This is a genomic window from Peptoclostridium litorale DSM 5388 (genome assembly GCF_900141635.1).
Lineage (GTDB): Bacteria > Bacillota > Clostridia > Peptostreptococcales > Peptostreptococcaceae > Peptoclostridium > Peptoclostridium litorale.
Genome location: NZ_FSRH01000011.1, coordinates 75142 through 97803, shown reverse-complemented (window position 1 = coordinate 97803; position 22662 = coordinate 75142). Strand labels below are relative to the sequence as shown.

Here is a 22662-nt window from a genome sequence, read left to right as displayed (position 1 = left end):
TTTTTAACTGTATGCAGCTTACCCCTTGCTCTTGTCTGCAGCCCTCTTGCCGAAAAACGCCGCCGCGGCGGCTCCCGTCACGGCAGGATGTGTGCCAAAAATCCCTCCGAAAAGACCGTAGAGCCTTAGTCTTGTGAAATAGTCTCCAGCAAATGAATTGAAAAGAGCGTGTATCTCCTGGGGCTCCATGTTGTTTATCTCGTCCCTGGTTATTCCCTTGAAGTCTATGTCCCTGAGTATGTCCGGAAGAGTCTTTCCAAGCGCATCCATAACGCATGACGTTAAAAGCCTTGTTAAGTAATCCTTTGTCCCCATGTCTGCAAATGAAAGTTTTTCGCCCTTGAGCCTTGACACCACGTTCCTGTAAAACGGTTCCATGTATACTGAAAACCTCTCGTCAAGCACTGTCCCAAGGACAATACCTTCTATTGTACCTGCAAGATCCTGCCTGCTTATATATCTTTCAAGCCCTTCATCGCATATGTTTTGGTAAAGACCGTCTATCATTCTGCCTGAAAGCTCTTTCGCCATATCAATTATTGCTGATAAGTCCGACAGCTTTTGTGACGCTTCAAATATTCCACCTTTAAGTTCCTGCTCGTCACAGTCCAATATGTCCCTTATTCTCTGGCTCCATATCTCATTTTGAAGCACATCCCCTATTATCACCGATGCAGATTTTGCCGTGGCTCCTGCATTTTTGTACGCCAGCTCTGATGCAATTCCAGATACCGACTCTATGTCGCCGTTGAACCTGTAGATTGCGTCCTCAATCCTTGAAAGCCCTATCATCTTCAGGTATGACTCGAGAGGCACTTCTGCTATGACGTCCAATATTGAACCTGCCGCATCACAAAGACCCTTGCTTATGGCGCCTGTGTTTTGAGGCCTGGACATGAAATCATCCATAGCCGATGCTATTTCTATTTTGTCTAGCGACACGTTAAACTCAGAAAGCCTTGCCGCATAGATCCTGTTTTCTATTATGTCCTTTGCTAGGATTCTGAGCTCATATTTCTTTGCATCCAGGAATTTTGGAACCTTCTCTTCTATTATACTGTGGACTATGCCATCTATTATGTCGTCCCCGCCAAACATCATGTACATGCCCTTTTGCACCATTCCAAGCTCGCCCTTTACCGACTCCTTAGCCTGTTCCTTTATAGTGTCCCCGAAAGATGATAGTCCGTGCTTGAAAAAAGCTATGAGCTTTTCAAGCACGTCGTCGGCATTGTCGCTGACAAAACCCTTTAAAGCTCCTGAGAATATCTCGTCAAGCCTCCTGTTTGCCGAAAGCTCTCTTTCAAATATGCCCTCTATGGCGCGTATGGTTTTCCTCCTGGTCTTTTTAGATGCGATAATGCCGTCTATAAGACTCCTTAGCCTTTCTTTGACATCTTCAATCATTTTTTCCCCTGTAATGTCGGCTACAGGCCTTTTTATTATTCTGCTGTATTTTTCAGAATATGACTCAATCTGCGATTTAACCTTTTCTGCGTCGTTTAAAAAGACTGACGCCCTTTCCATAAGGCCTTCAATTTTAGATTCAATAGTACTTGCCGCCGCATTTTTAACACCATTTGAAAGCACATCGTCAAGCTTTGCGCTGCTCCTCGAAAGCCCTGTAAGTCCGTCGTACAAAAGCGGCTGCACATCGTCCAGCCTGTCCTTTGAAGCCGACTTGAGCCTGGAGACCAATTTTCCCATTTCCTTGGCTTTCATGTTAATTTCAAAAACTGCATCCGACAGGGCGGTCGATATCTCTTGCTTGTTTTTTATGGATATGTTTTGAACGAGTTCCCCCAGCATAGTCTGTATCTCGTCTTGATACCTCCCTATGGCGGCAGATACGGCCTCATAATCGTCTTTCGAGATCTTTCCCGCAAGCGCCCTTTCCATCACGTCCTTTTGTGATTCGAATGACTGGCCTATGCTCTTTCTGTCCATGAGCTCCTCTTCAACAAACCTTGACATGCTCTGGGCGAACTTCGGCTTGTTTTTGACTATATATCCTTGAGAGAACATTCTCGCCAATGGTATTTTAGAAAGTATCTCTATCTTTTTGTAAGGCCTGAATATCATCCATATCGCTATTACGTTTGTTATCCACCCTACAAGAGCGTACACAGGTATGTTCACATATATGTTTGTCCCTTCAAACGATGCAAGCGCAATCCCTGCAAAAAATCCAAGCACAGCGCCAAAGCCCGTTATAGGCTTTAGTTCCTTTCCCATGAACTCCTGCACCATTTCGCAAAGCTCATCGTCGTCAAGTCTGCCTATGTTTTTCGCCACAAGTGATTTTATGTTTCCCTGCACAAAATTTTCAAGGTTTCCCTTCACAATCCCCTGTACAAATCCCGACACTGATTCTTCAATGTTTGAGACAGAGTTCAGCCTGTCAGCCATGTCGCGCATGCTCTTTTTACCAAGCCAATTCATAGCACCTAAATACGCTCTTTGTATTGTGGCATCCGCCTTTTGAGACAGAATCCTTATTTCACGCTCTCCTGCAATGTCGGCCAGAGTCTTTCCCCGTGCCCATTCCAGCGCCGCATTTGCCGCCTTATTGGCAATCTCCTCTTTGCAGCTTGAAATATAGCTGCATATCCCATCGTTTATTGAAGTTGCTATTTTGGGGATATCTTCGTCTTTTATTCTGTCTGAAAGCTTGTCTGTCCATGTCACTTCTATGAATCCCCGTACATTTTGTGAAATCATGTCCCCAAGGCCTTTTGAAAATACGAATTTTTCAAGGAGCCTGTCTGCAAGCGGCTCTTTTATGCTTCCTTCGAACAGCCTTACAAAGTCTACGCTGACAATGCTTCCTATTCTAGTCTTTAATATCCTTTCAAAATGCCTCCTTGGCAGCATTCCTATATATCTGTCTGCATTTTTGACCATGAACGAGGCCATAAGGCCGCTTGTGAGAAGGCCCTTTTCCTCAAGCAGTGTGATTATGTCCCTTATTGACCTTTTTTTTATGAACCCTATTATCTCTTCGGATATCTCCCTGCTTATGGTGTCCATGTCGGCCTTTTCTTCAAGATACGACACTATTTTGGCGACTATATCATATTTCTTTGCTATGTCATTTAAAAGAGAATCCTTTACAATCCCCAGTATCATGCCCTTCATGCCCTCTGCAGAGTCAACAGCATCGTCTACCGCCTCTTGTATCACGTCTTCTATTTCGCCCTCGTTTTCCTCTATCCACCTTATTATCGCAGATACGGCATGTGGAAGGTTTTTTCTGAGATAGCCTTCAATTCCTGCCTTGAAGTCTTTAGTCATTATATCCAATACCGACTTGTCTACTCCCTTAGCGCCTTCAATGAGTTTTGACGAGAATTCTTCGGCGATATTTCTGCCCTGGCTTGAATTTATAAAATCCCTTATCTTTTCGACAAGTTCTTCAAACAGTAGGTCTTCGCCGTCTCCCCCTATTATGTCAATTATCCTCTTTTCGTATACCCTTCCCTGGATATTCCTTATAATTTCGTCTATCCCGGCAGAGTCCATCATATCGTATGCGCTCTTTTTAAGCTCAGCCCTGTATTTCTTTTCAAGCAAATCCGGCAGCTTGTATATGAGCTTGTCTGCCCCGCCGCTTATTATTTCCTTTATCCGCCCCCCTGCTATCTCCTTAGGGGAAAGACTCGATATATTCCCATATGCCTTTGAAAACTCTTCTTCAAATACGCCGTCCTTCGAGAGTATTTCCAGAAGGTTTTCCATAATCCCTGCAAAAAACATTTTCAGCTGTTTTTCACCTGCTATTGAGTCGGCGTCTACAATAGAAAGAACTCCCCTTAACATGGGCTCCAAATGCTCCTTTGAAATGGCATTTATAAATTCAAGCCCTCCATTTTGGGTCTGCTCGTACCCTGGGATTTTTTCAATGTTGCCATTTGGACACTTTTCATATATGGACTCCTTGAGGAAAACAGCTGAAAAGGAGTCTATGTTTCTTTTGAACTCCTCTTTTTCAATCTCCTTTATGAGTGTATTGTGATTTATTATGTCCCTTTCCACAAGACTGCTCACGTTTTCTATGAACTCGGCCCTTGTCTTTTTTATTACCCCGCCTATCTTAAGTGGCGTGTATTCCCTAAACAACATGTTTATGGCGTATGTGTTTGTGATGTATCCCGTAAACGCTCCCGAAAGAGCCTGCAGTATGTAATGTGCAGCTGTTATATCTCCTTGATTCATTTTTATCTCCCCGGTTTCATAAATTGTGCGGGCTGCAGCCATGTTGCGGCTTTTCTTTTTAAATCCATGAACTCCTGCCCTATCAAAATCCCATACCTTTTATTTTACCACATAGTGCCATATGAAATAATATGCTATTTATGTGAGTTTTTAAAAGTTTGAATAAGCATATTATTTTAAATTCTGGGTATAATCTCCTTTAACAAATCCATTTAACAGCACTGCGCTCATTTATGATTTTGCAAATATGTCTCTTTTGGAGGTGGTCACATGAAAAAAACTTTTAAAGGCTTTGTAATGGGATTTCTATCAGCTGTGATAATAGGCGCTTCTTTTTCATTCGCCCAGATAAGCTGGCAGAGCATATACGTGGCATTTAATGCGGCAAATGTCGAAGTGAACGGCAATAAGCTCGAATCCGACATAATAACATACCAGGGAACTACGTATGCGCCCGTCAAGGAATTGTCCGAGGCTCTTGGCAAGCAGGTCGAGTGGGACGAGCAGACAAGCACTGTCACAGTAAAAAACAGCCCTGTTTCAATTGACAACTTATTCAGCGACATGTCAGACTTCATTCAGACCATGCTCGGAGTGATCGTCGGAGGATTAATAACATATATTGTAATAGTCAAAAGGGCCATTAAAAAACTAAAGGCATAAGCAGGGGCAAGTGCCTATACCTGGAATGTATGGTTAATCCAAAAGCCCCCGCTTTACGAGCGGGGGCTTTATCTAATGCAAAATGCAAATATATATTGAAGGGGGAAATTTATGAACATGCTGCTTGAAATAAACGACGTTATAAACCGGATAGTCTGGGGACCTCCAATGCTGGTACTTCTTCTTGGCACAGGCATATATCTGAGCATAAGGACTAGATTCCTCTCCATATTCAAATTCGGATATATACTTAAAAATACTCTTTTTAAAATATTTAAAAAAGAGCAGGCGGGCGAGGGTGAGATAACTCCTTTCCAGGCGCTCACAACGGCGCTCGCATCGACAGTCGGTACTGGAAATATCGCAGGGGTTGCGACTGCTATAGCGCTTGGCGGACCGGGCGCTATATTTTGGATGTGGGTTTCAGCTCTGTTTGGAATGACCACGAAATTCGGAGAGATAGTTCTGAGCATAATGTACAGGGAAAAGACTCCCGACGACAGGTATCTGGGCGGGCCTATGTACTACATCGAAAAGGGTCTGGGCTTTAAATGGCTTGCAGTTGTATTTTCTCTGCTTGGAGCACTGGCAGCCTTCGGAATAGGAAACATGGTCCAGGCGAACTCAGTCGCAGCCGCTCTTGAAACGACATTTGGAGCAAACAAGCTCATAACCGGAATAATTCTGGCCATCACCGCAGGTGCAGTCATACTTGGCGGCATAAAGAGAATAGCTCTCGTTACTGAAAAGCTCGTTCCAATCATGGCGACTTTTTATATAATAGGTGCACTTGTCGTGATATTCATAAACATATCCGATTTCCCCGATACCATATCCCTTATTTTCAGCAACGCCTTCACGGGCACTGCGGCATTTGGTGGATTTGCAGGTTCGACAATCGCCACTGCCATGAGGTTCGGGGTTGCCAGGGGTATATTCTCAAACGAGGCAGGACTAGGATCTGCTCCTATAGCACATGCCACAGCAACTACTGACCACCCCGTTCGCCAGGCGCTTTGGGGAATTTTCGAAGTGTTCGCAGACACTATAGTAATCTGTTCTTTGACCGCCTTTGCGGTTATAAACTCGGGCGCATGGAAGCTAATAGACCCTATAACAAACAAGATGTATACTGGTGCCGCATTGACCTCCAAGGCATTCGACATGGGAATCCCTGTAATAGGGGGATATATAGTTTCTGTAGGAATACTCCTGTTTGCATTCTCCACAATACTAGGCTGGGCTTTCTACGGAGAACGGTGTGCTGAGTTTGCATTTGGTACAAATATAATAACATTTTACAGAGTCGCATGGATACTTTTCATAGTGGTTGGAGCCATAGGAGGCCTTGAAATCATATGGATAGTTGCAGACACCCTAAACGGCCTCATGGCAATTCCTAACCTTATAGGTCTTCTTGGACTCAGCGGAGTTGTAATAAAGCTCACCAAAGAATTTTTCGCTACAAAGGCTGATAATTAAATTACCCCTCGTATAATAAAAAGAATACCCTCTGCAGTGCTTATTTCCTGGAGAGGGTATTCTTTTGGCTGTTTTTAAGACGAATAATACATATACGCTAAAGGCGATTGTGCGAAAAGGTTCAGCAACAGTTATAGTCTATGATATGATAAAGTCACATATATCAGTTTAAGCACGAACTCTCGATAGAGCTTGCATTTAATATCAATTCATAACTTCAGGAGGGAATTATTAATGGGAAAGAATGAATCTAAACTTTTGAAAGCAATAATCAAGCTTGAAAAGGGGGAGCATGGCTGGAAACTTGTTCTCGAAGATGGGGATATTGAACTTCTGGACGATATGTACGGCGTCAGGTATGACGATCTGCCGGAAAACTCGAAGCACTTTAAGCCAGGCAAACCTCTAAACGAGGCTATGGACTACATATTGGATGTCGTAAAAGATAACGACTATACAGTAGCCTCAAAAGGAGAAGACTTTTTCGAGCTATCTGCTAAAAGGTGGGACAGCGAACTATCGTTTGACATAGACTTCAAACACGGACTGTGGTTTGAGGCTAAAGTCTACTGGAGTGACATCGGCGAAACAAAAGTCTATAAAGCTATGCAAGCGGCCTTTGAGGGCGCAGGACCGCCGGTAGAAGTCTACACTTTTCCCGAAGAAGATAGCACTTCTGGAGTAGTTAGAATTCAAGAAGGTAAAGCATATGCCCATTGCTGGATAGTATGGGATTCTCCAATGGACTTTATTCCAAACGGCTACACAGATGAGTTTTTCCATGATATTAAAAAAGATATCGAAAATTTTTTCATAGAAAAAGGCCATGGCTATCTCGATGGAGATATAAAAAAACCGTTAGGCGCATGCATAAACGAATGCATAGTTGAAGGCTCATTCGATATGCTAATGCTTAAAATAAAAGATATCGAGTCCCAGTTATACAAAAAAGAGCAAACAACCTCTACAGAATTTAAAAAGTGGTTGCAATCAACTACAGAAGCCTATAAGAAAAAGGCGGTCAAATAAGTAATAACAGACTACAAAATAAGAAACCGCTTTAAAAACTCTAAATAAAATGGTTTCTCTTTTTTTATAATATGTTTAAAATCTAGCATCCCGCATCTTTGGCCCCTTTAATTATGCGCTCCATATCCACATCATAGGGCTCCCTCATGTTTACCATTCTCCCTGTGGGATGAGCGAGTATTGATGTCCACCTCTATGCTTTTTAGCAGCACAATGCCATCCAGCTTCTCATTTAGAATGTCAATCTCTCCAATCTGGCGGGCAAGCCTTTCAATATTGAGCCCCCTGGCCACAGTCAATCGTTTAGAGTGATCGGAAACAGCCAGATACTCATACCCTTTTTCAAGTGCCAGCTGCCTCAAAGCCACATTGTGCTCCTTCGAGCCTGTAAAATAGCAAAGCGCAGCTCCATAGCTCACTTGGGGCACAGCCCTTATGTCCAAATCCCCTACAGTCTCCCTGCCCCTCCTGTAGCTTCCCGCTATCTCCTCTTCCTTTACCCCTTCACACGCCTTCAGATATTCCACAAGCGGCTGTGCAATGCTCTGCGCTAGCGAAAGCTTGAACCTCTTCTTTGCTACTTCCCTTTGCTTTATCCCTTCAATTATGGCCTGCCCCAGTTTGGAGTCAAATCCCCTGAGGCTTCTGATTCTCGCCTCCGCGGCCGCTTTTTCGAGTTCTTTAATGCTTTTTATGCCCAGCTCCTTATAAAGGGAAGCCGTTCTCATTGGGCCCAACCCCCTTATCTTTGTAATTTCAATAAGCTCTAGAGGCATTCTGCCCGTAAGCTCTTCAAACTTCGGAAAGCTTCCAGTTTCTACGATTTTAGATATCTTTTCAGCCAGTTCCTTGCCTATTCCCGGAATCTCAGTCAGATCCCTCCCCTCCCTGATCATGTCTTCAACGCTCTTGGGAAGGTTCAAAATGTTGTAGGCCGCATTCCTGTAGGCATTCACGTGAAACCTGTTCGCCCCTTCAATTTCGATAAGGTCGGCATACTCGTTAAAAATTTTGGCTATATAAATATTGTTTACCATGTCACACACCTCGCAAATTGAAGTCTCAATTGATGCTAAATCCTTTTGCCATTTATATTGCGCACTGTTTCTGGTTTTGTGCACCCGCAAACGGCCATTAAAATCAAATGAATGCACTACGGCTTGGGCCAATTAGACATCACGGGCTCCTTTTCCAGGTACCTGTCATATATTAGCAGAATTGTGTTTATCGCTGCCAAAGCAGCAAACCCTGCAATTCCTGTAATGCCTACCAGTAGATCATTGCCTCCTATAATGAGCATTATCGATATCCCATATACGCCATTAAGTGTTCCATGGGCTATCGAAACCGCAATGACTGATTTTGATTTAATCCTTATATAATTGAGTAGCGGGGTGAAAAGCATGCAAAATGCTATCATCATAATTACGCCCACTTTTGGATGCTGGGGGTAGTTATGGCCCTGCAGTATCAAAGGCGCATGCCAGACCCCCCATATGAACCCTATTGCCAGCGAGGCCTTCCAAAAGCCCATGCTCTTGAATTCCTCCAGCAAAAATCCCCTCCAGCCAAGTTCTTCCCCAAACGCCGCAACAGCATTTATTGTAACGCCAGCCAGCAGCCCCTGAACTAGCGCCATCCATATGGGGTGTACAGGCATTAGATCAATCTGCTCCTTCATCTGCATTGTCTGCTCAGGCGTAAGCACGTCTTTGAACCGTTCAAACATCCCTTCCATATTTGGAGAGTACTCCACGCCAGGAATCAATATTGAAATCCCCAGTGTCAAAAACGCAAATGCAGCCGGAGCGATCCACCCTATGAAAAACCATCTGTTTATTCTAAATGAAATTCCAAAAGCTTCTTTTATTTTTTCCTTGTAAATGAATTTTCGAACAAATATAGCCACAGTGCCCGGGACAAGCATGTATCCCACCCCGAATGCGATTCCACCAACTCCTGCCAGGTCCCATCCACCCGTGTAAAATAGCAAGGCCATTCCCCAGTCAATCAAAAACGTAATCGCCATGAAAATGGATACCTTTTTTGAATCAATCATATCCAGCCCTCCCCACTGTCATTATTAGTAGTCAAATGCTTGTGCATCCGCCACAGTTGAGCATTGACTTTTAAATATTGAATTCACTCTTTAATTGTAGTCGAGTGGTACAAAACTCATATGAAATATAGAAACTATATACCCATTATTGCAGTAATGCCTATATGGTTTTTGGCTCAAACTAAAAATAGACAGCCGGAGCGCTTTATCAACAGCTCCGATTGCCTATCTATTTTTAGTCTTCAAATGAAATTTTAAGCATGTATCCCCACGAAGATCCCTTGACAGATTCCTCTATGCCTCCTGTTCTCATCTCGTCTCCGGCTGTAAGCCCCCATACTGCATATTCCCTATCATCAGGGCCCTCTAAATCCTCGTTCAGCTTCACGTCCCCCCAGGCGTACGAGCTGTCGAACCTCTCTATGTATCCCTTGGAACTTGAATATCCCGAGTCATCGCCAACGGCTATAGTCCTTATCATGTAAGGCGAGGTCTCCATGTTGTCGAGATACATTCCCTGAAGGGATGTGCTCACATTTGCCTTGAAGCCCTTTTCAACAGGAATCCAAGTTCCACCTCCCGACTCCTCGAGCTTTCCTTCCTTCCATATTTCATAGCTGCATTTCATGCTCTTTTTGTCTCCGCTGTACTCAACCTCCACGCAGCCCCCGCTAATTTCAAGGTGAGGCTCAAGGGCCTTGAGGTCTCCTTCAAAAAGAGTGGAAGGCTTTATTAAAACTTCAGTTTTGCCTTTTACGCCGCCTTCTTTGCCGCATCCTGTAGCCGCAGCCAGGGCCAGTATTATAATAGCAACAACTAAAATTTTACTCTTTTTCAAAATTATATCCCCCTTTCTATTTTATGTGCTTTGTTTATTGTATCACACATGAGTCCGCTATGCTGTTGTCCTTTTCATGATTTAAATGTACAATTGTATATATACTAAAAATTTACGGATGGTGAAAAAATGAACTCAAAAGACAAAAAAAACAGTGGTAAAAACGGCAATAATGTTGACCCTCTATTTGCAAGAAAGCCCCCTGAAAAGCCCTCTTTCTTCAGCTCGTGGAAGTTCCAGTCGGGGGCGGCCATAGTCATTACAACGATATGCGCATACGCCTATTTCATACTTCATACTCCAATTCAGACTATACTCATGGGGCTTGCATCGCTTTTCGCAGGGCTTATACTACTTAACATATTCATAGGGATATTCATGGACTAATATTCAGTGCAGCAGCATTTAAGACGCTAAAAAGCCAACACATATGAAGAAATATATTCTCATATATGTTGGCTTTTCAATTGATTCCATAGCTTCAAAACAATATCCACTCTTATCAAGAGGCTTGTTATATATAACTTGGCAATTCTAAATTTCACCCGTCACATTGTTTTCGCCTTACGCCGCCCTTTTCATTTCACTAGTCACATTGTTTATCCAGTTTCCGGAGTTGTACCTTTTCATGCATACGAAAACCCTGACAAGTTCTTCTGCAAGCACAAGCGCGTATACGTGCTCCGCATTCATGTGGAGTACAAATGCAGTTATAAAGCATATCGGAACACCTATAAGCCACATTGTCACAAGTTCTATTGCAAGGGCCGTCTTGGCATCTCCGCCGCCTCTCATTATCCCGACTATCAAAAGCGTATTTATGAATTTAAGCGGCATTGCAAATGCACTCACATACATCATGTATCTCGTCATGTGCATCACTTTGCTTGAAACATTGTATATTGAAAGTATCGTGGGCGTGCTTGCATACAGCATTGCCCCCATGACAAGCGACATTGCAATAGACATTTTCACGAAGTTTGAGGCGTAGTATTTCGCCCTTTCATATTCCCCTCTTCCGACTTCTTTTCCGACCATTACGCTGGATGCGTTTGCAACTGCAAACAGCACAGTCATGAACACGTTCTGTACCGACATGCATATTTGAACTGCCGCTATGGATTCGGTTCCAAGCCTTCCGTATACCACAGAGTACATTGTCATTCCTATTCCCCAGCACAAATCATTCACTATTACCGGAACTGCCGTCTTAAGAGCCCTTTTCAGGAATTCGAGGTCGAATCCCGTCATCTCTTTAATGCTTGATTTTATTATGTGGTCTTTCAGGTATATAGACGAGACTATCACCGTCATTTCAACTGCCCTTGCAATGAGCGTCGCATATGCGGCCCCTACGACTCCCATTTGGGGGAATCCGAATTTACCGAATATGAAAGCATAGTTGAACACTATGTTGAACACAAGGGCAATGGCACTCGATACCATCGGAAGTACGGTCTTTTCGACTCCCCTGCTTGCAAACCCAAATGCCATGGAGACGGCCATGAATACATAGCTCAGGCAGACCGTCCTAAGATATAATACGCCTATTCCCTTTACAGACTGGTCGATTGTGAATATCTCTATTATGTTTCCAGTAAGCAGCATACCCCCAAGCACAAACAGTATGCTTGCCGCTACTCCGCTCACAAGCGCAATCCCAAGCACTTTTTTGATGTTTCGCACATCCTTGCTTCCCCAAAACTGGGAGATCAAAACCCCGCATCCTGAATTGACTCCCAGGAGTATCAGGTTGAATATGAAAAAGTACTGGTTCGCTATTCCCAGCGCCGCGACCGAACTTTCTCCAAGTTTTCCCACCATGAAGCTGTCCATAAGGTTTACAGAAATGCTTATGAAGTACTGTATCATTATGGGGATCGCTATTAAAAGCAGCCTCTTGTAGAATTTTTTCCTCTCCATAATTTCCTCCGTTTTATTGAATTTATTCCAAAATTTTTAAAGCCAAACAAAAAAATCACTTCAACCTAGGAAAGATTAAAGTGATTTGCCTTCACTGCTCGCTTTATATGATTTATACCTTTTCGATTTCTAATTCTAGCACAAGTCCATTTTCATTTCAATAGCTTTTTGGTATTTTGTAAAAACAAGCTGACCCTTCTGGACATTATATTCAGAAGGGTCAGCTTTAAATTATTAATATGGAAGTTCTTTTATTCTGTATTCCGTGTTACTCTTTGTATCCAGTCGAATCCGCAGGCAAGCCAGGCGCATCCTCCGGAACTCCCTTTTCCTTTCTTGGAGTATCGCTCTTGAGGTGCCACTCGTACCATCCGCCGTCATATACGCATATGCCTTCCCATCCCATTGCCTTTGCATACATGTACGTCTCACTTGCTCTCCAGCCTGTTCCGCAGTGGAATGATATCTTCTTATCAGGCACTATTCCCCAGTCAATCCATCTGTCTGCCATAATGTGGTAGTTGAACATTGTGTTGTCCACATTTCTGTAGTCTTCCATATGGTAAGGGTCTGATCCTGCATATCCAAATCTTGAATTTGCAATATCTCCAGCCTCTCCTATATATGTATATCCGCTCACTTCGCAAATGTATTCAGGCCAGCTTCTTATCGAAGCCACAACACTATTTGGGTCTTTTACTATTTTCATCTCTTGGTCAAAATCTATAAGCACGTCTGGCCTTGCCGGAACTTTAGTTCCAAAATCGGATGCAGGCTCAGGTTTCACCGTACCTTCTTCAAGAGTCATGTTGTCCATATTCCATCTTTCTATTCCACCGTTTAGTATCCTTACGTCTTCAACTCCTGCATACATCATAACGGCTGCACATCTTGAAACTGCAGTGGTGTTAGGTCCGTAAAGCACTACAAGAGTGTCCTTTGTTATTCCCATGCCCAGGAGAATTTCCTCTATCTTCTGGTCGCTTGGCCTGTTCCAGAACTTCTCTTTTTCTTCCTGCGGTATGAATTCATAGTCAGCCAAAACCCTTGAACCAGGAACGTGGTTAAGGCTGTCATCTATATGGATTGCGCCCTTTATATGTCCCTTTTCGTAATTGGCTTCGTCTTTTCCAAAGCTAAGCTCGACCACTTTATAAGGTCTTCCGTCGTATGTATCAGGATTTTTGCCGTCCACAAGATCTTGAACCCACTGAGGATATACAAGCAGCTCGTAGTTTGCCATGCTGTCCATGGGAAGGTTTTCATCTTCAGCCCATTCATTTGCTCCGCCTTCAAGCACGGATACATTTTCATATCCAAGACTTGTGAGCCTTGATACAACGTCGTCGCTTACATTTGAATCCCTGTCATAAAGGACTATCTTCTTGTCAGAAGTTATATTCCTTCTTTCAAGCTCAGTTCTAAGCTCATTGTCGTCACCAAGAATTGAGAACCAGTCCTTTGGAAAATCCATTGCACCTTTTATGTGTCCGCCTCTTTGGGCTACCACAGGCCATCCTATATACTCAGCTTCAGCCCTTAGGTCGACAAAGAGATTTTTCTCGTCTTCAATCATGCTCTTTGCATCTTCAACGCTCACCATAGTCTTTTCAAGTACTACACTGCTTTCTTCCTTTACCTCTTCAGAAGTGCTGCATGCAGCCATAGCAAATACCATGGCTGCAAATATCATAGCCATAACAAACTTTTTCATGTATTTCACCCTTTTCCGTCTTTTTATGCCTCATAAACTGTCAATTCCGTATGCCCTTATTATTCCAATACAAATATATGTAACGGCGCACATGTGCAAACATATTTTACATTTTAATCCACGGATACCAACTATTATATTCTTATATGCCTGACTATTCAAGTTTAACGCAATATTATAGGACATTTCTATGCACCATAATTTTTCTATAATTTTTTCTTATATTTATTTTTCCAGTAGCTATGCTTTTATGTATTGTGACTATTCGTAGTTATAAGGGTTGCTTATCCTCTAAAAGCTTGTTTATCATTTTCACAACCGGCAGTGCAACCATACATGAAAAGCCATAATTTGAAAACAGCTGTATGAATCTTCCGCCTAGCATGTCCACATATTTAGCTCCTCCGGATGAAATCACTCCTGCAACATAGGCCAGACCTTCTCCCTCCTCATTACTGAACTTATATGCCGCCAGTACACTTCCTGCAAATGGCACTATTAAGGCCAGTACAGCAGCACATAAAAGTGCAGTTATCATATCAAATTTTCTGATTCTGCCCAAGAACCCTACAACTATTCCCTCCAGCATTTTTACAATAAAAAATATGTTCATTTCTGGATTTCCCATTCCAGTATTCGCCAGAATCTGGTTTGAAGCTGACGCCCCTATTCCTCCCCATAGTGGGCCGCCCACAGCTCCCATTATGACCGTGCCCACTATGTTGGAAGATATGATCTGCGGCAAAGCCCAGTATATCTTTCCCAGTTCAGTCCCTATGTTAAGCAAAAGCCCTATTAAAAAAACCGCCCCTATAAAATAATTCTTTTTTTTCATGGTCCGTCTCCATCTCTTTAGTATTTATACATTTTTCAATTCAATTTGAATTCATGACGTATCTGCCCCCAACCGCCAGTCTCTATCCTGCAATATAAAACCGCCCTTTTCTACCCTGGGCGGCTTTGTTCTATGCTATTTTGTTTATGTTCCTATCTTATATAACTAACTGTACCCTCTCTTCTCGGAAGGGCTCTTCTAACATCCGACACCTTGTAACCAAGGGCCACTGCGTAATAAGGCTGATACCCTTGTGACAGACCTAGCTTCTTGGCATATTCATCGCCGCCTTCGCCCTGAAACAGGAATGCAGCCAGTCCGTTCCAGCAGCTTCCTATGCCCAGCGACTCTGCAGCTAAAAGCATATTTTGAGTGGCTGCCGCGCAGTCAATAGTCGGCATCATGGCCTTTTCCTCGCCTGACACCACTATTATGGTAGGTGCCCCGTAAAATATGTCAAGCTCCTCGTTTGAAGCCATTTTCTGCAGGGTTGCATTTTTAGAAACCTTTTTGACCGCCTCTTTGGAGTCAATGCTTATCTGCCTCATAAGCTCCTTGTCCTGTATGACTGTAAAATGCCACGGCTGATCGTTATGGGCGCTTGGGGCGTATAAGCCCGCCTCTATTATTGCGTTTATCTCATCTTCCTTCAGCTGGTCCGGCATGTATTTTCTAATTGACCTTCTGTTTTTTATAGTTTCTATTACGCTGTTCATGCTGTCACCTCCAAATTGTTTATATATTCATTATATCATGCACAACTATGTTTTCCAAATAAAGCAAATGTAACGGATGCAGCCCCTGCAATCGATACCGCTTCACCGCTGCCATTTTATGGCCTAATTCGCATGTGTACATTAGGCAAATATGCAATATCATGTGCATACTGGGCCAACAGTTCCTCTTTTGATGAGCATTCCGAATTTCAGACTATTTCGCCTATGTCATCGCCCTCATAGCCAAGCAGCCTTCCCTGAATTTTCGATATATACTCCATATAGTCCGAATAATAGGGCACTGTTTTCCTTGCCGCTTCAAGCTCCTTTTTGCAAAGCGTAGCATTTACAGTTCCCGCCACCTTCAATGCGACATCCATTACATTTCCGTTTGGAGATATTATCATGGAGTTTCCGCATGTTATATCGTCCATCAGCCCGTTGACTCCCACGACATATACGTTGTTGTCTATCGCCCTTGCGCTGAGCTGTGTCTGCCAGTGGGTAAGCGCCCATTCACCCCAAAACGCCATGACGACTATAATGTCCGCTCCCTTGTTTGCCAAAGCCCTCGAAAGTTCCGGGAATGACGCCTCGTAGCATAGCAGAAGCCCTATTTTAAATCCTCCCACCTCATAGACTTCAAAATTGTCCAAAACCGGTGCTTCCTGTATAAATCCCAGTTCGCTCTTCCAGTTTATGCTCTTTCTCTTTATTCCCACTATATCCCCTGACGAATCTATTACTGCAACGCTGTTGTAAAGCTGCCCCATGTCCCATTCCAAAAACGGCATTATGACAGCTGTGTCATTTTCTTTTGCACATTCCCTTATCTGCTGTATGAATTCTCCCTGGACAGGCTCTGCGGCCTTTGCAAGGTAGTCTTCCTCCATTATGTATCCGCTTGAATAAAGCTCTGGAAACACTATGAGATCTGAATTTTTTGCATTGTTTGATATATACATTCTTGCCTGTGAAGCATTCAAATCCCTGTCTGTAAGCGAATGGCACTGTATCCCAGCAACCCTAATCACGCCTTGTTTCAACTATTATTCCACCTTTCAATATCCTGCTTTTATAAGAGAGAGTCTTTATAACTCTTTGTAAAATCAAGTGTTCATAAGATTTATTTTACAATATTATGTCTGCATTTGCATCCGCTTTTTTTTCAAAGAAAAATTTACTATTCATGCCTTCGAATTTTAAAATTCAGCTATATCATCATATTTTCATGGGTATAATTATCAAAATGGTAAAAAATTCGAAAGGCAGGTGTGAATTATGTTTAAAACGACATTGAAAAGAGCGGCTTCAATTGTCGCAATTCTTCTAATAGCGCTTCTTTCAATATCCGGATGCGGCTCTGACAACAAGGATGCCGAAAGCAACGGGAAATCATCCAGTTCAACTAGCTCCCCGGCCACTTCAGATTCAAAGTCCAGCGGCTCAGAATCGACTTCAAAATCATCAGCAAGCTTTGAAAACTGGAAGCCATTTGAACTTCAACCCGGGGACTTTTTCAAGTATGAAACCAAGGTCACAAACGAAGACGGCAGCGTTGAAGAAGGCTGGTTCACTATCAATGTAATCCCGGAAGCAGACAACCTTGTCACCGTGGAAGCAGCCGGCGAAAGCGGCGACAATTCATTTTCTTTTTCACTTACCGACAGCAGCGAAGACGCTTTTTCAAAAATGATGGTCCAAATGATGATGAGCCCTGCGAGCAAGCATGTAATGTCCACTCTATATTCTCCTTTTTTAGGCAGGGGGGCTTTCCACATGGCGCTTTCCAGCGGACAGATAAAGGTTGGCAATAAATCCTCGTATTCAAGCGACGGCCATTCAATATCCACAGAGGTTGTCGAAAAGAAGGCTTATGCCGGCATAGAAGGGTTTGTAATACGCTCGGAAATCGACGGTGAGTTGGAATCAGAGGTATGCATCTCTCCCAATTTTCCTCTTTCACTAATGAGCAACATAAAAGTCGAAAACCAGGTATTCGAATCCGAGCTTGTAGAATATTTATCTAAATAGGCTCAAAATGGCCTTGGGATAATCCCAAGGCCATTTTTGTTTCACATGCAGCATACATTCTATTCCAACACCTTTGCCGTATTCTGATTTACAGCGCAGCATACGGGCTTTTCATCCACTTTTGTGGTGTATTTTTCCTCTTCTTTGCCAAGCTCCTTTGATATGCTATATGCGAAAAACGCCGTAAGTATGTTTGTCATGAAGTCAGCCACTGTCTGGGTGAATATCACCCCGTCAAGCCCAAACAGCTTCGGAAGTACTATTATCGCAGGCATGAAAAAGAGCCCCTGCCTCGAAAGAGAAAGCACAAAGGCCTCTTTCCCCTTTCCTAGCGCCTGGAAGAGCACCGCATATACCTGCTGGAATCCCAAAAGAGGCGTCATGAGGCACATAGCCCTTAGAGTCCTCGATCCTATGTCTATGACCTGAATGTCCTGGCTGAACACTCCCACTATCTGCTCTGCAAACGCCCAGAATACGATAGTGCACACAATGCTGTATATGGTCATAGCCTTTATAGATATTCCCAGTGTCTTTTTGAGCCTGTCAAACCTTTTGGCCCCGTAGTTGTATCCTATAAGGGGCTGCATCCCCTGATTGTAGCCGAATATTGTAAACAGCGCCATGCTGAAAACCCTAAGCGTGATTCCCATTGCGGCAACAGCCACATCTCCGTACACTGCAGCCGCAGTGTTAAGCATTCCCAGCGATACGCTCGAAAGAGACTGCCTTCCCAGAGTTGAAAGCCCTATCTTCATTATCTGAGAGTATATGTGCCTTGACGGCTTGAAGTTTTTAAGAGCTACCTTAACAACACTATTTCCCTGGAAATAATATCTAAGCAGTATAAGAGTCGATACCGCCTGGCTTATTACAGTCGCCACGGCAGCTCCGTTTATTCCCATGTCGAGCCCGAACATCATAACAGGGTCAAGTACAATGTTTATAATAGCCCCGCTGCTTAGGGCTATCATGCTGTACTTCGCACCGCCTTCAGCCCTTATCATGTTGTTCATAGTCATGTTCATTATTGTAAATACAGAGCCAAGCATTATTATGGTCGTATACGTCTTTGCGTACGGCATTATTGTAGGCGTAGCGCCGAATATCTTAAGAAGCTGCTCTATCGAAAAATATCCCGCTATGGTGAATGCTATTCCAGTCACTATGGCGGTGAAAAACGTCGTAGACGCCGCCTTGTCCGCCTGCTCCCTGCTTTTCTGTCCAAGAAGCCTCGATATGTACGAAGCCGCTCCCACCCCGTACATAAGCCCTATGGACGATATAAGCATGAAAAGAGGAAACGCCACCGATACCGCGGCTATGGCGCTTGTGTTTTGGAGCATCCCCACAAATATTGTGTCCACTACGTTGTACACCGCATTTACAAGCATTCCTATTATCCCCGGTATTGCGAGCTTCAAGAGAGCCTTCCCTATATTGTCTGTGTCCATTATGTTTTCGTTTTTCATTTTTACTTGCCACCTTTCACTCCTGCGCGTGCATATAACCGCGCCCTGCTAATATAAAAACTGCATTGCGCCTAGTCTCAAACCAGCATGCAGCATGCGCTGCTAACCAAGATATCTCTTTACCATCTCAAACACAAACTCTATGTTGTCGTCCCTTTCTCCCGGATAAGCCCTGTGCATGCACATAAGAGTCGATATGAGAGAATCGCTGAGCCTCCACCTTTTGGAAGTTTCAATGTCGATTCCGCTCTCTTTAAGGTAGCCTTCAAAAAGCGAGTCCAGCCTGCTGAAAATCGCACTCCTTATGTCCTTTCTAAAATCCATTGGCAGCACGTCCGCCCTTATGAGCTCTTTTCCGAGACCTTTTCTTGACGTCACATCGTCATATACCGCAGTTATGAAGCGTTCTATTTTTTCAATGCTCGATCCGCTTCCACGGCATATTTCATCCAGTTTTTCAAATGTCATCTCCCAGCTCTTTGAAAAGACCTTCTTGAAAAGCTCCTTTTTATTCGGGAAATAATTGTACAGGGTTCCAACAGCTATCCCCGCCCCTGCGGCTATTTTTTTCATGTCTGATTTCGCATATCCGTATTCGCCGAATGCCTCCATCGCAGAAATGAGTATCTTCTCCTCTATATCCTTTATTATCTTGGGCAAAACTTTCATCCTTTCTTTATGAATCTCAGTTCATTTTAAATGAACATGGATTCATAATAATATAAAAAAATTTTTTTGTCAAACAAAAACCGCCATTACAGGCGGTTTTTTCGAATCGCAATCACTCCACTTTATTCACTTTTCCATGGCTCGTCTTAATCGTTACAACGTCTTCCCTGTATATTGCCCCCTGAGGACAGCTCTTTATGCAGTCCCCGCACCTTATGCACTCAGGGCTGTTTGGCTCAACATAGGCTTTTATGCCCATCTTGCACGCGCTTTCGCATATTCCGCAACTCGTGCAGGCCTTCTCGTCCACATTAAGCCTGTAAAGGCTCACCTTGTTGAAAAGCGAATATATCGCCCCAAGAGGGCATACAAATCTGCAAAACGGCCTGAATACCACTATCGAAGAAATTATCGTGACAACCAAAAGCATTGTCTTCCACGCAGACAGCCAGCCTATTGTGCTTTTGAGGCTTTCGTTCATAAGCACGAGAGGCAGCCCGCCTTCGAGGGTTCCCGCAGGGCATATGTACTTGCAAAAATAAGGGGCGCTTATTCCAAGCTCGTCCCTCATTACAAGGGGCAGCAGCACTACAAATACAGCAAGCACTGCGTATTTCAGGTACTTCATATTCTTCCAAAGTCCCTTTACAGTCACCTTTTTGGACGGTATCTTGTTTAAAAGGTCCTGAAATAGGCCGAACGGACAGAGCCATCCGCATATGAACCTTCCGAACACTATACCCATTAGCATCAAAAATCCGCTCACATAGAATGAAAATGTGTATTTCATGCTCCCTATTACAGCCTGAAGCGAGCCTATCGGGCAAGACCCGAACGCGCCAGGGCAGGAATAGCAATTTAGCCCTGGAACGCAGACCTTTTTTATGTCTCCCTTGTATATCCTTCCTTCGTAAAATCCCTTGATGTATCCGTTTGAAGCCAGTGTAAAAAGAGCCTGTACAATTCTTCTCACCATATCATCCTATACCTATGCACTCAAGGCATATGTTGACAGCTTTTTTAAGGACTGTGCCAACCTCTCCCCTTGATATTCCAAAAAACATAATGCCAATCCCCACAGCAACAATTGCAATCCTGGCTTTAGATTCTCCCCTCATAGGATCTCCTTCCGCGTAAAATCATCGGAACAGACTCTCTCTATTCCTGCATTTCCTTCAAAATACCATCTATTATGCTCTCATATTCTTCCTTGCTTCTCGACCCTACGACAGGCTTTCCTACCATGTTGCCATCTTTGTCTATGAACACAGACGTCGGGTATCCCACAATTGTAGATATGAGGCCGTCTTTGAGCCTGCCGTCTGGAATTATATTCGTAAATTCCACTCCCTTTACGTCTATTATCTTCATTGCCATCTCTTCATTCTCCGCATCAGGAGTGTCGCCTATTATCCCCACTACATTGACACCCCTGCCCTTCATCTCCTCGTAAAGCCCCTGGAGCTCCGGCATCTCCTCTATGCACGGGGAGCAATACGTCGCCCATATGTTGACCATTGTAAGCTTGTGGCCCTCGAATATGGATGCGTCCACGTCTTTTCCTTTTGTGTCCTTCGCCGAAAAGTCGGGAATGCTTCCCACTTCAGCCAGCTTGTCCTCCGGCGAATGCGGCTTGAATATCCCTACGCTATCTTTGACCTTTTTACGGTCTCCATAAAGCTTGCTGTAAAGCCTTTTCGACTCCTCTGAAAGTCCTTTGGTGTCTGGTTCATTGTATGAAAAATAGTAAACCAGCCCGCTGTTTTCACCTATAATTTCATTGTTTTTTAACTGGGTGTACTTGCCCACATCCTCCATGCCGTCAATTCTGTCCTTGTGAAGTATTACTATGTCTGCAATCTTTTTCTGGGTGGAAAACACATCCTTCCAAAAACCTTCAGCCTCTTCCTGGGTTTCAAAGCTGTCGCCTTTTTCTTCTATTTCCTTCATCTTTTCGCTCGATATGAAATCGTATGTTATCCTCCCGTATATCGGGTCAGACGGCTCGTCGACAGGCCCTAAAAGCATGGGGTTTAAGTTCTCGCTATTTTGCCATGACTGAGGAAACTCGAACTGTATTCCAAGCTCGTCTACTTTTATCAAGTCCTCGGCATTTTCCTGGCTGCTTTCCATATTGGTTTCACCGGCAGCCTTTTCGTCTTTTTTCGAGCATCCCGTTGCAGACACTGCAAGGGCAAGCACAAGCAGCAGTGCGTATATCCTATTCATATTCATTCCTCCATATGCAGATACTTTTCAAGTAGCAATTAAATACATTTTCGCCATTCCCAAGCCAATTATATCACAGCTTTACACCAGTTGGCCTTAACCCAGCCTTAAACAATCTGAAATCCATAACAAAGTGAAATGAAATTTTGCAAAAGCGATCTCCTGTTGGAATGAATCCACAATCGTACGTTACGTGTATTTATATATGCTTCACAACGTCCCTTATGCCCGAAAGCTTTACCGCTCCTTCAAAATCAACGCCTATTCCAAAGCTTTTAAGGCCAAAATGGCTTGCAAGCTCCATGTCGCCCTTGGAATCTCCTATTAAAAATGACTTTTCCAGTTCTGTTTCCGGATAATCCTCAAGTGCCTTTTGAATCATTCCAGGCTTTGGCTTTATGCAGTTGCAGTTTTCATGCCTGCCGTGAGGACAGTAGTATATGTCCCTTATCTCTATCCCCTTCTCCTTGAACATATCCATGAGCTTTTTGGTGTATTCATTATAGTCTTCAAGAGAGTATCCGTATTCAGGCTCCCCTATTATATACTGGTTTGTTATTATTATTATCTCATATCCATTTTCGAGTATTTTACTCATGGTCTCAAGCGCACCGTCTATTATTTCAGGCTCCTTTATATCCTTCCATTTTTCATCTGGGTATCCCTTTACTATAGTGCCGTCCCTGTCCATAAAAGCAATTTTCAAATTTACCGCCTCCCTATAAACATCTTCAAAAATCTGTCAACATATGACATGCGCCAGTTACTATTTAATATACACTAG

At 43.4% G+C, this 22662-nt stretch carries 20 protein-coding genes; 5 read left to right on the top strand and 15 right to left on the bottom strand.

Annotation, left to right across the window (positions count from 1 at the left end; translation table 11 throughout):
* Positions 1–18 precede the first annotated feature (18 nt).
* A complete protein-coding gene (locus BUQ87_RS10910; protein ID WP_074210104.1) occupies positions 19–4215 on the bottom strand; it encodes a DUF445 family protein in 4197 nt (1398 codons plus the stop codon).
* Between the two features lie 270 nt (positions 4216–4485).
* Between BUQ87_RS10910 and BUQ87_RS10905 the strand changes: the two genes are divergently transcribed.
* The 3 genes from BUQ87_RS10905 (at position 4486) to BUQ87_RS10895 (ending at position 7389) form a co-directional block, all read left to right on the top strand.
* Entirely contained in the window at positions 4486–4878 is a 393-nt protein-coding gene (locus BUQ87_RS10905) for a stalk domain-containing protein (protein ID WP_052636082.1), read from the top strand.
* A 111-nt stretch (positions 4879–4989) separates the two neighbouring features.
* Positions 4990–6360, top strand: coding sequence for an alanine/glycine:cation symporter family protein (locus BUQ87_RS10900; protein ID WP_038264262.1), 1371 nt, complete (start codon positions 4990–4992; stop codon positions 6358–6360).
* Between the two features lie 234 nt (positions 6361–6594).
* Complete coding sequence (locus BUQ87_RS10895; protein WP_038264265.1) at positions 6595–7389, top strand: hypothetical protein; 795 nt, start codon at positions 6595–6597, stop codon at positions 7387–7389.
* A gap of 131 nt (positions 7390–7520) precedes the next feature.
* On the opposite strand, the gene BUQ87_RS10890 is transcribed toward BUQ87_RS10895, so the two are convergent.
* The 3 genes from BUQ87_RS10890 to BUQ87_RS10880 form a co-directional block, all read right to left on the bottom strand.
* A complete protein-coding gene (locus tag BUQ87_RS10890; RefSeq protein ID WP_038264267.1) occupies positions 7521–8426 on the bottom strand; it encodes a helix-hairpin-helix domain-containing protein in 906 nt (301 codons plus the stop codon).
* Between the two features lie 116 nt (positions 8427–8542).
* Positions 8543–9448 (bottom strand): CPBP family intramembrane glutamic endopeptidase, encoded by a 906-nt coding sequence (locus tag BUQ87_RS10885; protein WP_052636083.1) that lies wholly within the window; start codon positions 9446–9448, stop codon positions 8543–8545.
* A 235-nt stretch (positions 9449–9683) separates the two neighbouring features.
* The gene (locus tag BUQ87_RS10880; protein WP_052636084.1) at positions 9684–10286 is read right to left on the bottom strand and encodes a hypothetical protein; all 603 of its coding nucleotides are present in this window, start codon (positions 10284–10286) and stop codon (positions 9684–9686) included.
* 129 nt (positions 10287–10415) lie between these two features.
* Between BUQ87_RS10880 and BUQ87_RS10875 the strand changes: the two genes are divergently transcribed.
* Entirely contained in the window at positions 10416–10673 is a 258-nt protein-coding gene (locus BUQ87_RS10875) for a hypothetical protein (RefSeq protein ID WP_038264270.1), read from the top strand.
* Between the two features lie 177 nt (positions 10674–10850).
* Here the strand turns inward: BUQ87_RS10875 and BUQ87_RS10870 are convergent, their stop codons facing one another.
* The 5 genes from BUQ87_RS10870 to BUQ87_RS10850 form a co-directional block, all read right to left on the bottom strand.
* Positions 10851–12209, bottom strand: a complete 1359-nt coding sequence (locus tag BUQ87_RS10870) for an MATE family efflux transporter (protein WP_038264273.1) — start codon at positions 12207–12209, stop codon at positions 10851–10853.
* A 268-nt stretch (positions 12210–12477) separates the two neighbouring features.
* A complete protein-coding gene (locus BUQ87_RS10865) occupies positions 12478–13923 on the bottom strand; it encodes a rhodanese-like domain-containing protein (RefSeq protein WP_038264276.1) in 1446 nt (481 codons plus the stop codon).
* A 271-nt stretch (positions 13924–14194) separates the two neighbouring features.
* Complete coding sequence (locus tag BUQ87_RS10860) at positions 14195–14758, bottom strand: hypothetical protein (RefSeq protein ID WP_038264279.1); 564 nt, start codon at positions 14756–14758, stop codon at positions 14195–14197.
* A 152-nt stretch (positions 14759–14910) separates the two neighbouring features.
* The gene (locus tag BUQ87_RS10855) at positions 14911–15474 is read right to left on the bottom strand and encodes a nitroreductase family protein (protein WP_038264282.1); all 564 of its coding nucleotides are present in this window, start codon (positions 15472–15474) and stop codon (positions 14911–14913) included.
* A gap of 209 nt (positions 15475–15683) precedes the next feature.
* Entirely contained in the window at positions 15684–16520 is an 837-nt protein-coding gene (locus tag BUQ87_RS10850; protein WP_038264285.1) for a carbon-nitrogen hydrolase family protein, read from the bottom strand.
* A gap of 235 nt (positions 16521–16755) precedes the next feature.
* On the opposite strand from BUQ87_RS10850, the gene BUQ87_RS10845 reads away from it, so the two are divergent.
* Positions 16756–17508, top strand: a complete 753-nt coding sequence (locus tag BUQ87_RS10845) for a hypothetical protein (RefSeq protein WP_038264288.1) — start codon at positions 16756–16758, stop codon at positions 17506–17508.
* 59 nt (positions 17509–17567) lie between these two features.
* On the opposite strand, the gene BUQ87_RS10840 is transcribed toward BUQ87_RS10845, so the two are convergent.
* The 6 genes from BUQ87_RS10840 to BUQ87_RS10820 all read right to left on the bottom strand — a co-directional run bounded on the left by BUQ87_RS10840 (position 17568) and on the right by BUQ87_RS10820 (position 22584).
* The gene (locus BUQ87_RS10840; RefSeq protein ID WP_074210103.1) at positions 17568–18980 is read right to left on the bottom strand and encodes an MATE family efflux transporter; all 1413 of its coding nucleotides are present in this window, start codon (positions 18978–18980) and stop codon (positions 17568–17570) included.
* Between the two features lie 102 nt (positions 18981–19082).
* Complete coding sequence (locus BUQ87_RS10835; protein ID WP_038264291.1) at positions 19083–19640, bottom strand: TetR/AcrR family transcriptional regulator; 558 nt, start codon at positions 19638–19640, stop codon at positions 19083–19085.
* A 121-nt stretch (positions 19641–19761) separates the two neighbouring features.
* Positions 19762–20625 carry a 4Fe-4S binding protein gene (locus tag BUQ87_RS10830; RefSeq protein WP_038264294.1) on the bottom strand — a complete coding sequence of 288 codons (864 nt, stop codon included), beginning with the start codon at positions 20623–20625 and terminating at the stop codon, positions 19762–19764.
* 1 nt (position 20626) lies between these two features.
* Positions 20627–20767, bottom strand: coding sequence for a CD1871A family CXXC motif-containing protein (locus tag BUQ87_RS15285; protein ID WP_159434325.1), 141 nt, complete (start codon positions 20765–20767; stop codon positions 20627–20629).
* A gap of 40 nt (positions 20768–20807) precedes the next feature.
* A complete protein-coding gene (locus BUQ87_RS10825) occupies positions 20808–21878 on the bottom strand; it encodes a TlpA family protein disulfide reductase (RefSeq protein WP_052636085.1) in 1071 nt (356 codons plus the stop codon).
* Between the two features lie 199 nt (positions 21879–22077).
* Entirely contained in the window at positions 22078–22584 is a 507-nt protein-coding gene (locus BUQ87_RS10820) for an HAD-IIIA family hydrolase (RefSeq protein ID WP_038264296.1), read from the bottom strand.
* Between the last annotated feature and the right edge of the window lie 78 nt (positions 22585–22662).

Coding starts and splice junctions, on each gene's coding strand:
- BUQ87_RS10910 (WP_074210104.1), bottom strand. CDS start 4,215: ATGAATCAAGGAGATATAACAGCTGCACATTACATACTGCAGGCTCTT.
- BUQ87_RS10905 (WP_052636082.1), top strand. CDS start 4,486: ATGAAAAAAACTTTTAAAGGCTTTGTAATGGGATTTCTATCAGCTGTG.
- BUQ87_RS10900 (WP_038264262.1), top strand. CDS start 4,990: ATGAACATGCTGCTTGAAATAAACGACGTTATAAACCGGATAGTCTGG.
- BUQ87_RS10895 (WP_038264265.1), top strand. CDS start 6,595: ATGGGAAAGAATGAATCTAAACTTTTGAAAGCAATAATCAAGCTTGAA.
- BUQ87_RS10890 (WP_038264267.1), bottom strand. CDS start 8,426: ATGGTAAACAATATTTATATAGCCAAAATTTTTAACGAGTATGCCGAC.
- BUQ87_RS10885 (WP_052636083.1), bottom strand. CDS start 9,448: ATGATTGATTCAAAAAAGGTATCCATTTTCATGGCGATTACGTTTTTG.
- BUQ87_RS10875 (WP_038264270.1), top strand. CDS start 10,416: ATGAACTCAAAAGACAAAAAAAACAGTGGTAAAAACGGCAATAATGTT.
- BUQ87_RS10870 (WP_038264273.1), bottom strand. CDS start 12,209: ATGGAGAGGAAAAAATTCTACAAGAGGCTGCTTTTAATAGCGATCCCC.
- BUQ87_RS10865 (WP_038264276.1), bottom strand. CDS start 13,923: ATGAAAAAGTTTGTTATGGCTATGATATTTGCAGCCATGGTATTTGCT.
- BUQ87_RS10860 (WP_038264279.1), bottom strand. CDS start 14,758: ATGAAAAAAAAGAATTATTTTATAGGGGCGGTTTTTTTAATAGGGCTT.
- BUQ87_RS10855 (WP_038264282.1), bottom strand. CDS start 15,474: ATGAACAGCGTAATAGAAACTATAAAAAACAGAAGGTCAATTAGAAAA.
- BUQ87_RS10845 (WP_038264288.1), top strand. CDS start 16,756: ATGTTTAAAACGACATTGAAAAGAGCGGCTTCAATTGTCGCAATTCTT.
- BUQ87_RS10840 (WP_074210103.1), bottom strand. CDS start 18,980: ATGAAAAACGAAAACATAATGGACACAGACAATATAGGGAAGGCTCTC.
- BUQ87_RS10830 (WP_038264294.1), bottom strand. CDS start 20,625: ATGGTGAGAAGAATTGTACAGGCTCTTTTTACACTGGCTTCAAACGGA.
- BUQ87_RS15285 (WP_159434325.1), bottom strand. CDS start 20,767: ATGAGGGGAGAATCTAAAGCCAGGATTGCAATTGTTGCTGTGGGGATT.
- BUQ87_RS10825 (WP_052636085.1), bottom strand. CDS start 21,878: ATGAATAGGATATACGCACTGCTGCTTGTGCTTGCCCTTGCAGTGTCT.